The sequence below is a fragment of the Zoogloea sp. JDB1 genome (genome assembly GCF_056724025.1).
The window spans coordinates 2,688,120-2,699,774 of record NZ_CM161496.1; the positions used below are offsets into that span (position 1 = coordinate 2,688,120).

The following is an 11,655-nucleotide window of genomic DNA, read 5'->3' on the forward strand; positions in this document are numbered from 1 at the left end:
CTGACGGAAGGCTGTCAGGAGCAGGCGGCCAGAATGGCGGCTCCAATCAATCCGCATGAAGGAGCACAACATGGCCAAGACCCTGATCAACTGGTTTGAAATCCCCGTCGCCGATCTGGAACGGGCGGTCCGTTTCTACGAGGCGACTTTCGCGGTAAGCCTGCGCCGTGAAGAGATGCACGGCATGCAGATGGCCGTCTTCCCGTATGTCGAGCCGGCGACCGGTGGGGCCTTGCTGGCCGCGCCGCAGGCCCGGCCCGGCGAGCAGGGTGTCCTGATCTATCTGGACGGGGGCGACGACCTCGCGGAGCCCCTGGCCCGCGCCGTGGAGGCCGGCGGGCAGGTACTGCTGCCGAAGACCGAGATCAGCCCCGAGATCGGCTATATCGCGATGTTCGCCGATAGCGAGGGCAACCGCATCGGGCTGCACTCGCCGGGCTCCGCCGCTCAGGGGTGATCGTGCTCGCCGTGCTCGTCGTCGTCCATGTCGAGCGCCCACAGCTGGTGGGCGTCGAGGAGCAGGCGGTAGCGGGTTTCGCTGGCGTCGAGGCGGGCCAGGCTGGAGGCCAGGCGCGCCTCGTGGGCCAGGCGGCGGGCGTTGAGGGTGTCGGACAGGCTGCCCTCGCCGAGTTGCCAGGCCCGTTCGCTGAGGTCGGCGCTGCGCGCCAGAGCTTCGGCGGCGGCCTGCTGACTCAGCCAGCCGGCCCGGGCCGCCGTCGCGCGGCGGTACAGGGCGGCGGCCTCGGCCTCGATGCGGCGCTGGATGCCGGCTTCCCGGTGGGCGCCGGCCTGGGCCGTGGCGACGGCGGCATCTGCATCGGCGCGGCGGCCTTCGCCGGGCAGCGGCAGGCTGAGGGTCAGGCCGACCAGGCGCTCCTCGCCATCCCGCTCGCGGGCCATGCGTACGCCGACGCTGGGGTCCGGGCGCCGTTCGGCTTCGGCCCGGCTCGCGCTGATGCGGGCGCGCAGGCTTTCCGAGCGGGCGACGCCCAGCTCGTGGTTGTGTTCGAGTATCGCGTTGACCCACTTGGCAGCATCCTGGCCGACGGCCTCTGGCGCCACTTCTGGCACGCTGTCGGGCAGGTTCAGCGCGGGGTAGAGGCGGCGTAGGCTTTCGGCGGCGACCTGGGCGCGGCCTTCGGCCTGGGCGAGCTGGGCCTCTGCCTGGGCCAGCGCCGCATCGGCCTGCAGTCTTTCCAGGCGAGGGGCGTCGCCCAGTTCGACGCGGCGTTTCACTACGCCGGCCTGGCGGGCCAGCACGTCGCGCTGCTTGCGCCATTGTTCGGCGCCGGCTTGCTCGCGCAGCCAGTCGAACCACGCGGCCAGCAACGCCCGGCTCGCTTCGTGCAGCGCGTCGCCGCGACCGATCTTGGCGCTGGCAATGCCCGCGGCGCCGAGCTGGCGGTCCAGCTCGCCCTTGCCGGGCAGGCGCAGCGCGCGTTCGAGGCCGACGTCCCATTCGTTGAAGCGCTCGGTCGGCGTGGTGCGCACTCGGCGCTGTTGGTCGGTGAGGCGCAGTGTCCATTCGTGGGGGCCGGCGGCCAAGCGCCGGCTACGCGCTTCTTCGGCCTCCAGCATGGCGCCGGCGGCGCTGACCATCGGGCTGCTGCGTAGCACGCTGCTCACCTGGGCTTGGGGCGGTAGATCCGGCGCATCGGCGGCTGGGCTGGCGAGGGCGGTGACGGGGAGCAGCGCCAGCAGCAAGACGCGCAGAGATGAATGAATGCGCCCTCTGACGTTGATCGAACTGCGGCAGGTAAATGAACTCGACCCAACAGGATATGGCTGGCGGTTCATGCGAGCCTCCCGCTGGCCATTACCGGCACCATCCAGAAGAACACCCGATTGGTGGCGAAGCGCTCGCGCAGGATGTCGAGCAGGGCCTGGGCATCGCCGAGTGGGGCGACCAGTTCGACCCGACAGCAGGCGGCGCGGCCGCGCACATGCTCGGCGGTGCCGGTGAAGGTGACCCGCTGGCCCTGGCCCTCGACGCGCTGGGACGTGAAGCCCGGCGCCAACGTCGGGTGTTCGAGCAGGGTTTCCAGTACGGCGTCCTCCACCTCGATGGGTAGCACCAGGGTCAGGACGACATGGGACGGGGGATCGACGATCATTGACTTGCAACCTCTGGGGCGACGGGGGCGATGCCGAAACGGCGGTACAGGACGGGGAGCAGCAGCAGGGTCAGGGCGGTGGCGCTGACCAGCCCGCCGATCACCACGACGGCCAGCGGACGCTGCACCTCGGAGCCCGGCCCGGTAGCGAACAGCAGCGGCACCAAGCCGAGGGCGGCGATGTTGGCGGTCATCAGTACCGGGCGCAGGCGGCGTTTGGCGCCTTCCACGACGACCTCAACGATGGGCATGCCGCGGGCGTGGAGCTGGTTGAAGTAGCTGACCATTACGACGCCGTTGAGCACCGCGATGCCGAGCAGCGCGATGAAGCCCACCGAGGCCGGCACCGACATGTATTCGCCGGAGACTGCCAGCGCGAGCACGCCGCCGACCATCGCGAAGGGCACCATCGACAGCACCAGCAGGGCCTGGCGTACGGAGCCGAAGGTCGAGAACAGCAGCACAAAGATCAGCCCGAGGGCGATCGGCACTACCACGATCAGGCGGGCGGCGGCGCGCTGCTGGTTCTCGAACTGGCCGCCCCAGGCGAGGCGGTAGCCGTTGGGCAGTGGCACCTTGGCGGCTACCGCGGCGCGGGCTTCCTCGACGAAGCCAACCAGGTCGCGGCCACGCACGTTGGACTGGATCACCGCATAGCGCTGGGCGTTTTCCCGGTCCACCTTGACCGGGCCATCGACCCGTTCGACCTTGGCGATGCTGGACAGCGGCAGGCTGTGACCGTCCGGCGCGGTGATGCGCAGCGCGGCGAAGGCGTCCGGATCGTTCTGCAGGTTGGCGGGACCGCGGATCAGCAGCGGTACGCGGCGGGTGGATTCGATCACGGTGCCGGCGATGCGCCCTTCGAGCAGGCTGCGCAGGGTGTTCTGCACGTCTTCCACGTTGAGGCCGAAGCGGCCGGCGGCCAGGCGATCCACCTGGATCTTCAGGTATTGCACGCCCTCGTTGCGGATCGTGACAGTGTCCTCGGCGCCGGGCACTGCCTTGACGACGCTTTCGATCTGCGCAGCGAGGTGGTTTAGGGTGTTGAGATCCGGGCCGTAGAGCTTGATCGCCAGGTCGCCACGCACGCCGGTCAGCATTTCGGACACCCGCATGTCGATCGGCTGGGTGAAGGTCAGCGCGATGCCGGGGAAGTTCCCCATCACAGCCCGCAGCTGGTCGGTCAGCCAGTCCTTGTCCGGCTTGCGCCATTCATCGCGGGGCTTGAGGACGAGGAAGGTGTCGGTCTGGTTGAGGCCCATGGGGTCGAGGCCCAGTTCGTCGGAGCCCGAGCGGGCGACGATGGCCTTAACTTCCGGTACCGCCTTCAGCACCGCCTGCTGCACGCGCAGGTCGGTGGCTATGGTCTGGGCCAGGCTGATGGACGGCAGCTTTTCGAGCTGCATGATGATGTCGCCTTCGTCCATCGTCGGCATGAAGGTTTTGCCGAGGGTGACGAAGGCGCCGGCAGCCACCAGCAGCGAGACGCCGGCTATTGCAGCGACCAGCTTGCCGCGGGCCAGCGCGAATTGCAGCAGCGGTGCGTAGGCCGCCTGCAGTTTGCGGATCAGCCAGGGTTCGTGGGCCTCGCCGCGCTTCAGCAGGTAGGAGGCCAGCACCGGCACGACGGTCAGGGACAGCAGCAACGAGGCCGACAGCGCGAAGACGATGGTCATGGCGACCGGGCTGAACAGCTTGCCTTCCAGGCCTTCCAGCGTCAGCAGCGGCAGGAACACGATGACGATGATCAGGATGCCCGAGGCAACCGGTGCGGCGACTTCCCGCGTGGCGCGGAAGACCAGATGCAGCAGGGGCTGGCGGTTGGCGGCGCTTTCTCCAAAATGGGTTTCGATATTCTCGACCACCACCACAGCTGCATCCACCAGCATGCCGATGGCGATAGCCAGGCCGCCAAGGCTCATCAGGTTGGCCGACAGGCCGACTTGGCGCATGGCGATGAAGGTAGCCAGTGCCGCCAGCGGCAGCATCAGCGCCACCACCAGAGCGGCACGCAGGTTGCCGAGGAAGGCCAGCAGCAGCACCAGCACCAACACGATGGCTTCCATCAGCGCTTTCGACACCGTATGCACGGCGCGGCCGACCAGTTCGCTACGATCGTAGAAGGGCACGACCTTCACATCCGGCGGCAGTTGCGGGGCGAGTTCGGCCAGGCGCGCCTTGACGCCATCCACCACCTGGCCGGCGTTGGCGCCGCGCAAACCGAGAACCAGGCCTTCGACGGCTTCGCCCTGGCCGCTGCGGGTGACCGCGCCGTAGCGGGTCAGCGCGCCGATACGTACCGCGGCTACGTCGCCGACGCGGACCACGTTGCCGGCATCGCTCTTCAGCACGATGGCACGCACGTCGTCCAGGTTGCGGATCGCGCCTTCGGCACGGACCAGCAGGGTCTCCTCGCCTTCGCTGAGACGGCCGGCGCCGTCGTTGCGGTTGTTGGCTTCCAGGGCTGTCTGCAACTGGGCCAGCGTCAGGCCGCGGGCGGCGAGGGCGGCCGGGTCGGGGGCGATCTCGAAACTGCGCGCCTCGCCGCCGAGGCTGTTCACGTCGGCCACGCCGGGCACCGTGCGCAGGGCCGGGCGGATCGTCCAGTCGAGCAGGGTGCGCTTCTCTTCGAGGGAGATCGGCCCTTCGATGGTGAACATGAACATCTCGCCGAGGGGCGTGGTGATCGGTGCGAGGCCGCCGCCGGCGCCCGGCGGCAGGTTGCCCATTACGCCGGCCAGGCGTTCGCCGACCTGCTGGCGTGCCCAGTAGATGTCGGTGCCGTCCTCGAAGTCGAGAGTCACGTCGGCCAGCGCGTACTTGGACGTGGAACGCAGGATGCGCTGGTGCGGGATGCCCAGCATCTCCTGCTCGATGGGCACGGTGATGCGCGTCTCGACCTCCTCCGGCGTCATGCCGGGGGCCTTGATGATCAGCTTGACCTGGGTTGTCGAGACGTCGGGGAAGGCGTCGATGGGCAGGCCGTTCCAGGCCTGCACGCCGGCGCCGATCAGCAGCAGCGTGGCGACCAGCACCAGCAGGCGCTGCGTCAGGGAGAACTCGATGAGGCGGGACAGCATGGGCTTATTCTTTCCCGATGCCGAGCCAGTTGGCCTTCAGCGCGGCGACGCCGGCGGTGACCACCGTGGCATCGGCCGGCAGGCCGCTGACCAGCGCCGTATCGCCGACCCTGCCGCTGATGCTGACCGGCACGGCGCGGTAGCCGGTGGCCTTGCCGTCGCTGGCGACGACGAAGACCCATTGTTTGTCCTGGTGGCGCAGTACCGCCGCGGCGGGGACCTGCGCGCCGGTGCTGCCACTGTCCGCCGGCAGCTCGAGGTCCACGGTGGTGGCCTGGCCAGGGCGCAGGTTCTGTGCGCCGTGGGTGATCAGGCCGCGCAGCAGCACGCTCTGGCTGCTCGCATCAACGGCGCGGCCGACTGCTACCAGCTCGCCGCTGGCGCCGGCGCCGGGGATGCGCAGCGGCGTGCCAACACGGGCCCGGCCGGCCACCGCGAGGGGCGCCTGGATGTCCACCGACAGGGGATCGAGGCGGGCGATGCGGTACAGCGGCGCGGATTGTTCGACACGCTGGCCGACGCTGACCTGTTGCTCCAGCACGCTGCCGGCAATCGGCGCGACGAGGCTGAGGGTCTGCCCACCGCTGTGCTGGGCGAGGCTCAGTTCCTGGCGGCGTTCGGCAGCCTGGGCGGCGGTCTGGGTGGCATTGGCACGGCTGGCCTGCAGACGGGATTCGGCGATCAGGCCTTCGCGGAACAGTTGTTCGTCCCGGTTGAGGCTCTGGCGGGCGAGGCTGGCCTGGGCATCGGCCTGGATGCGGTCACGCTGCAGTTCGAGGGCCTGTGGGCTGGCGATGCGGGCCAGCACCTGGCCCTTCTTCACTGTCAGACCGGGCGCGGTCTCCAGGCTTTCGACGACGCCAGCCAGCGGTGCAGCGATGACCCGGACCTGGTTGTTGGGGATGCTGACGGTGGCCGGTAGCCCACTTGCGGCCGGATTGCCGTTGCTACCCGCCTTGCGGGTGCCGATGCCAAGGGCCTGGCTCTGGGCGGCAGTCAGCGCGACGAAGTTGGTGTCGGCCGCCTGGGCGCGGCCTTGTGGCAGGGAGAGCAGCAGGACTGCGATCAGGCTCACCGCGGTCGACTGTGGCAGGGGGCGAACGGTAGAAAGGGAGGACGACATGGGGACTCCGGCACGAGGCATGGTCCCGATTATCGCCCAGCCGTCTTAAGCGCGTCTTAAGCCTGCCCAAGCCGGGCAGGCCTCGCGACAGGGCCTACAGAAGCAGGAAGTCCTGGGCCTGCAGCGGCTCCGGCAGTTTCTCCAGGCCACGGTACTCGCCCAAGTCGATTTCGATGATGCGAGTGATCGCATCGAGGGGCAGGTCGTTCTGGGCCGTGCCGAAAGGCTCCTCCAGTTCGTCGCCGAGGGCATCGAGCCCAAAGAACGTATAGGCCACCAGGGCAGTCATCAGCGGGGTTGCCCAGCCCAGGGAGTGCACCATGCCGATGGGCAGCAACACGCAATAAAGGTGGGCGGTGCGATGCAGCAGCAGGGTGTAGGCGAAGGGCAGCGCTGTGTAGCGGATGCGTTCGCAGGCACCCTGGATGGCGGTGAGCTGATTCACGTGTTCGGCCAGGGCCGTGTAGGTGATTGAGTCCAGGCGGCCGTGCAGGTGAGCGTCGAGTAACTGCCCGGTGATGAGGCGCAGGATGCCGTCGGGCACATTGCGGCCAGCGCTGACCGTGGCGAGCTCGGCGGGGCTCAACTCGGCCTGGGCGGCAGCTGCCACCGGCCGGTCGCGCAGGCGGGCGGTGAGGGCCTTGGTGAAGGCGGTGCACAGGCGCAGCACGTCCTGGCGCTGGACCCGGCTTGCGGTATCCCGGTCGAGGAGCAGGCTGTCGCGGGCCAGGCTGCGCATCACCACCAGCAGGTTGCCGTAGTGCTTGCGGGCCTCCCACCAACGGTCGTAGCAGGCGTTGTTGCGGAAGCCGAGGAACAGCGACAGGGACAGGCCGAGGAAGGTGAACGGGCCGGTGGCGAAATCGGGAAAGCGTGGCCCGGTGAGCGCGGCGATCAGCGTGACGATGGCCGCGACGACGGTGACGAAGATCACCTGCGGGAGGATCAGCGGGATGATGGAACCCTTCCAGATAAAGAAGAGTTCCCGCAGGCGCGGGCGGGGGCGAACGATCATGGCAGGAGCAGCAGGGCGGAGAGCGTCTGTTTCGTTGGAGGGGGGCCTAACTTAATGTATGGGTGCTGCGCTGCACAAGTCGTATCTGTGGCGGCCTGGTGACGTCGCTCGGTTTGCAGCCCTACATCCATTTCCAAGATTCGACTGGGATTGAGTGTGATATTTGTCACGGATATAACAATGGCATCCGTGAAATAAGAGCTTGCACTAGGCATGATGCGTTGACGTTGTCCTAATGCAAATGTTCTCGATCCACTCAGGAGGTTACCTCACAATGATGCGCCGAATTGCCCCCAAGATCCTCGTTCCCCTCGCCATCAGCATGGTCGCCGGAACGGCGGGCGCCGCCTGCAACCAGGTGGCAGGCACGGTCCGGCTGTTGCCCGACGCCACCTGCCAGATTGCGGCCAAGGTTCCCGGGCATACCTATATTGGTAGCTGTTTCAGTGTTCAGTTGTCGCTGATCGGTCTGCCGGGAGCCAGTGGTTACGCGGGGGTGACGGCGGAGCCGCTGGTTGGTGCGAATGGCGTCGGCACCGTGGCTCCGGCGGTGGTCCCGTCCGACTTCAGCCCGGTCGTTCCGCGGCAGATCGTGCAGACAGCACGCAGCGCGATCACGATTGGCAAGGGGAGCAACCAGACCACCTTCTACACTACCGATGTCATGGTGGTGCAACCGACCTTCGACGCGACGACCGGGCAGATGGGGAACCCGGCGGCGCTGAGCGAGCAGATCCTCATCACGGGCAGCGACAACAAGGGGGCCTATGCCAAGGTGACCGGCAATCTCACGATCATCGGCAACAGCATCGGCCAGTCGGTGCCGGTGCTGGGCAAGCTCTGCCTTCCCTGAACCCCGAGTTTCAGCCGTGTTCAACGCCCCTCGACGAGGGGCGTTTTCGTTTGCGCCGGACTTTCAGGCGCTTGCCGTCACGCGCGGAGTGGATGCCGGTGATTTGTCCGACTTTTCCTTGAGACCGCGGGCCCGACGCTTGCGCGCCCAGATAACCACGCCGGTGACGCTCAGTACGGCGACGGCCAGCCCGCACAGGGAGACCAGGATGCGCCCGGGCAGCCCGGCGATACGTCCCGAATGGAGCGGGAACATGGCCTGCAGGAAGATATCCCCGGCGCTGCCCTCGCCAGGAATGCTGCTGCCGACCAGCGTGCCGTCGCGGGCGTCGAAGTACAGCCAGGGGTTACCGAGCCCACCGTCGCCGTGGCCGTTGCCCGCATCGAAGAAGCCCACGCCATAGACGCCGAAGGGCGACGACAGCATGACGCCGCCGGCCGGCGTTTGCCAGCCGCGTCTGGCGGCTTCGGCGTTGGCGAGCCGGATGGCGTCCTCTAAGCTCAGCAGGGGTTCGAGCGGCCGGTTCGGCGGCGTCGGCTTGCGGTCGGCGAAGGGCGACGGCGACAGGGATGAGAGCCGGGCCACCAGCGGGCGCATGACCTCCTCGCGCAGGTTCATGGCCACCGAGGTGACGGCGAGGACCAGCAGCAGCGGAAAGAGCCACACGCCGCCGGAGCGGTGCAGGTCGAAGTTGAGCCGGTAGCCGCCGGCCTTCCAGCGGAAGGCGAAGGACCGGCGCCAGGCGGTCCGCGACGGGAAGGACAGCACCAGCGCGATCATGCAGTCGAGCACCCAGGCCAGCGCCAGGATGCCCATCAGCAGCACTCCGAGCTGGAGCCCGAAGCCATCCGCGATGTGCATGCTGTAGTGCAGCTTGTAGAGAAAGGGCAGCACGTTCTCCCGCTGCAGCGACAGCGCCCCCCATTCCCGCTGGCCGAGCACGGCGCCGCTGACGGGATCGAGGGCGACCTGATTGAAGCCGAGCGTGAAGGGCTTGCCGCTGGCGGGATCGATGCGCGGTTCGACGAACACGCCGAGGCTGTGCCCCGGCTCGACAGACAGGGGCAGGTAGCGTACGCGCAGGCTCGGCTCGGCGGCCTCCAGGCGGGCTGCCAGCTCCGTGGAGGGTAGCGGCTGGCCCGGTGTCGCGGTGAGGAAAAGATGGGGATTCAGCCATTCGTCGAGCTCGTGGTCCCAGGAGATCACCGCGCCGGTTAGGCCGGCGATGAACAGGAATACGGCGGCGGTCAGGCCGAACCAGCGGTGCAGGCGAACCAGCAGGGGGCGCATGGGTTGATCCTCAGTAGGTCCAGGCCAGCGCAATGCTGCCGTTGCGTGGGGCGCCGTAATAGCCCTGGCCGTAGCTGCCCCAGTAGAGGCTGCTCAGGTACTTCTCGTCGGTCAGGTTGCGCAGCGTGGCGCTGACGCTCAGCTGCTTGCTGATGTCGTAGCGGGCGGTCAGGCCGATCAGCGTGTAGGCCTTCTGGCGCAGCTCGTCGCTGCCGGCCATGGCGTAGACGTCGCCTTGGTGGCTGAGGTTGGCGCCGATCTTCAGCTTCTCGATGAAGGGTACCCGGTAGGTGGCGGCCAGGCGTAGCAGGCGGCGCGGCGTGTAGGTACGCACGTCCTCGCCGTCGTCGCCGTGCAGCGACAGTTGGGTGTAGCCGAGGTTGGCTTCAAGGCGTGGCGTGAGCTGCCCGGCCATGTCGAACTGGAAGCCCCGTGAGCGGGCGTTGATGCCTCCGTAGTAGGCCTTGGTGCCGTTGTAGCCGGCGACTTCGGCGAGGTTGTCCTGCACGGTGCGGAAGAAGGCCAGCGAGGCGTTGAGGCGGCGCTGGAAGAACTCGCCCTTCAGGCCGACCTCGCTGCTACGGCCTTCCACCGGCTTCAGCACGTTGCCGCTGGCGTCCAGCTGATACTGGGGCGTGAAGATGTCGGCATGGCTGGCGTAGACGGACAGGTTGGGGGTGAGGTCGTACACCACGCCGAAATAGGGCGTCACGTCGCTGGCCTTGCTGTTGCGGGCCACGCCGTAGGAGATGCCGTCGCTGTCGGCGCGGGTGGCGCGGGCGCCGCCGATCAGCTTGAGGCCGTCGGTGGGGTTGATGCGGGCGGCGGCGAACGCGCTGCGCTGGCGGTAGGTGAAGGCGCTGCCGTCCACCGACGCGTCGAAAAGCGGTATCGGGTAGCTGCCGTCCCAGTTGTCGAGGGCCGGCAGGGCGGTGCCGATGCCGCGCCCATAGTGGGTTGCGTCGTTGAGTTCGGATTTGGACCAGTTGGCGCCGAACGTCAGTTCGTGTTCCTGCCCCCACAGGCGGAACGGACCGCTGAGCTGCAGGTCGGCCTGGGTCTGCTGGTTGCTGGCGTCGTAGCGCGCCGGGTAGGCGAGCACGCCGAGGCCGGTGGCCTTGTCGGGGCGGTTGTAGACGTAGAGCAGGGCGCTGTCGTTGCTGTTGTCGTTGCGGGTCAGCACGGCTCGGGCCTGCCAGCGGTTGTCGAATTCGTGGGTGAGTTCGGCGAAGCTGGTCTTGTAGGTGGTGTCCCAGTAGGCCCAGTCGGCGGCGGGGCTGGTGGAGCGGCTGTAGTTGGTCCGTGTGCCGTCGGTGTAGAACATCGGCAGCGCGCCCCAGATCGGGCTGCGGGCCTTGTTGGCTTGTTCGTTGTGACCGATGGTCAGTTGCGTGGCCGGGCCGAGGTCGGCCTCGACGATGCCGTAGAAGACCGTCTTGGCAAGGCCGTAGCGGTCCAGGTAGGAGTCGCCGTCTTCCCGGGCGACCACCAGGCGTCCGCGGATTGCGCCGGATTCCACCAGCGCGCGGGATACGTCGGCGTCCAGCCGGTAGGTGTTCCACGAGCCGAGCGTGCCCTTCACGCTGGCCTGCAGGCCCACCGTCGGGCGCTTGCGCACGAAGTTGATGGTGGCAGCCGGGTAGCCGGTGGCGCTCATCAGGCCGTTGGCGCCGTAAACCGCCTCGACGCGGTCGTAGATGGCCGCGTCCATGTCCCCGTAAATGTTGCCGTAGATGAAGGGCATGCCGACGCCGTCGGCCTGGAAGCTGGTGATGTCGAAGCCACGGGCGGTGTAGTAGGTGCGACTGGTCTCGATCTTCTCGACCATTACGCCGGAGGACGCGGACAGGGCGTCGTTAACGCTGTTGAGCTGGAAGTCGTCCATCTGCGCGCGGGTGATCACCGACACGGTCTGCGGCGTCTCGCGCAGGGACAGATTCAGGCCGGTGGCCGAGCGGCTGCGGCGCACCGTGTAGGCGCCGCTGCGTTCGGACGGCGGCTCCTGGTCGGTCTGGGCGGCGACCTTCACGGGCGCCAGGGTGACGTCTTCAGCGGCGCTGGCCGGCAGGGCGAACAGCGCGAGAAGGGCGCAGGCGAGGGGATGACGGACGAAGGCCGCGGTCGCGGCGGAATGGCGATGCATGGAGGCTCCTGGGCACGGGTCGCTTGCTGGCTGCCTA

The 11,655-nt window shown here is 68.1% G+C and carries 9 protein-coding genes; 2 read left to right on the forward strand and 7 right to left on the reverse strand.

The window, feature by feature from the left end:
* The first annotated feature begins 70 nt into the window (after positions 1–70).
* Positions 71–457 carry a VOC family protein gene (locus AC1PPK_RS11995; protein ID WP_481118040.1) on the forward strand — a complete coding sequence of 129 codons (387 nt, stop codon included), beginning with the start codon at positions 71–73 and terminating at the stop codon, positions 455–457.
* Here AC1PPK_RS11995 and AC1PPK_RS12000 read toward each other — a convergent pair.
* From AC1PPK_RS12000 to AC1PPK_RS12020, 5 genes are all read right to left on the reverse strand, one after another.
* A complete protein-coding gene (locus AC1PPK_RS12000; protein WP_481118041.1) occupies positions 448–1,797 on the reverse strand; it encodes a TolC family protein in 1,350 nt (449 codons plus the stop codon). The two genes, AC1PPK_RS11995 and AC1PPK_RS12000, sit on opposite strands and share 10 nt — an antisense overlap.
* Entirely contained in the window at positions 1,794–2,114 is a 321-nt protein-coding gene (locus tag AC1PPK_RS12005; protein ID WP_481118042.1) for a DUF3240 family protein, read from the reverse strand. The genes AC1PPK_RS12000 and AC1PPK_RS12005 overlap by 4 nt, the downstream gene beginning before the upstream one ends.
* Positions 2,111–5,194, reverse strand: a complete 3,084-nt coding sequence (locus tag AC1PPK_RS12010; RefSeq protein WP_481118043.1) for an efflux RND transporter permease subunit — start codon at positions 5,192–5,194, stop codon at positions 2,111–2,113. Before AC1PPK_RS12010 ends, AC1PPK_RS12005 begins: the two co-directional genes overlap by 4 nt.
* Before the next feature lie 4 nt (positions 5,195–5,198).
* On the reverse strand, positions 5,199–6,317 hold the full coding sequence (locus AC1PPK_RS12015) for an efflux RND transporter periplasmic adaptor subunit (protein WP_481118044.1): 1,119 nt from the start codon (positions 6,315–6,317) through the stop codon (positions 5,199–5,201).
* Between the two features lie 94 nt (positions 6,318–6,411).
* Entirely contained in the window at positions 6,412–7,332 is a 921-nt protein-coding gene (locus AC1PPK_RS12020) for a bestrophin family protein (protein WP_481118045.1), read from the reverse strand.
* A 274-nt stretch (positions 7,333–7,606) separates the two neighbouring features.
* Here AC1PPK_RS12020 and AC1PPK_RS12025 point away from each other — a divergent pair, with 274 nt between their 5' ends.
* Positions 7,607–8,185, forward strand: coding sequence for a hypothetical protein (locus tag AC1PPK_RS12025; protein ID WP_481118046.1), 579 nt, complete (start codon positions 7,607–7,609; stop codon positions 8,183–8,185).
* Between the two features lie 63 nt (positions 8,186–8,248).
* On the opposite strand, the gene AC1PPK_RS12030 is transcribed toward AC1PPK_RS12025, so the two are convergent.
* Together AC1PPK_RS12030 and AC1PPK_RS12035 are read right to left on the reverse strand one after the other, a co-directional pair.
* On the reverse strand, positions 8,249–9,475 hold the full coding sequence (locus AC1PPK_RS12030; RefSeq protein ID WP_481118047.1) for a PepSY-associated TM helix domain-containing protein: 1,227 nt from the start codon (positions 9,473–9,475) through the stop codon (positions 8,249–8,251).
* Positions 9,476–9,485: 10 nt separating this feature from the next.
* Positions 9,486–11,618, reverse strand: coding sequence for a TonB-dependent siderophore receptor (locus tag AC1PPK_RS12035; protein ID WP_481118048.1), 2,133 nt, complete (start codon positions 11,616–11,618; stop codon positions 9,486–9,488).
* Positions 11,619–11,655: the final 37 nt, after the last annotated feature.

What these genes read in the sequence shown, in the direction of transcription:
- AC1PPK_RS12025 (WP_481118046.1), top strand. Translation starts at nt 7,607, where the DNA reads ATGATGCGCCGAATTGCCCCCAAGATCCTCGTTCCCCTCGCCATCAGC.
- AC1PPK_RS11995 (WP_481118040.1), top strand. Translation starts at nt 71, where the DNA reads ATGGCCAAGACCCTGATCAACTGGTTTGAAATCCCCGTCGCCGATCTG.
- AC1PPK_RS12020 (WP_481118045.1), bottom strand. Translation starts at nt 7,332, where the DNA reads ATGATCGTTCGCCCCCGCCCGCGCCTGCGGGAACTCTTCTTTATCTGG.
- AC1PPK_RS12015 (WP_481118044.1), bottom strand. Translation starts at nt 6,317, where the DNA reads ATGTCGTCCTCCCTTTCTACCGTTCGCCCCCTGCCACAGTCGACCGCG.
- AC1PPK_RS12030 (WP_481118047.1), bottom strand. Translation starts at nt 9,475, where the DNA reads ATGCGCCCCCTGCTGGTTCGCCTGCACCGCTGGTTCGGCCTGACCGCC.
- AC1PPK_RS12005 (WP_481118042.1), bottom strand. Translation starts at nt 2,114, where the DNA reads ATGATCGTCGATCCCCCGTCCCATGTCGTCCTGACCCTGGTGCTACCC.
- AC1PPK_RS12000 (WP_481118041.1), bottom strand. Translation starts at nt 1,797, where the DNA reads ATGAACCGCCAGCCATATCCTGTTGGGTCGAGTTCATTTACCTGCCGC.
- AC1PPK_RS12010 (WP_481118043.1), bottom strand. Translation starts at nt 5,194, where the DNA reads ATGCTGTCCCGCCTCATCGAGTTCTCCCTGACGCAGCGCCTGCTGGTG.
- AC1PPK_RS12035 (WP_481118048.1), bottom strand. Translation starts at nt 11,618, where the DNA reads ATGCATCGCCATTCCGCCGCGACCGCGGCCTTCGTCCGTCATCCCCTC.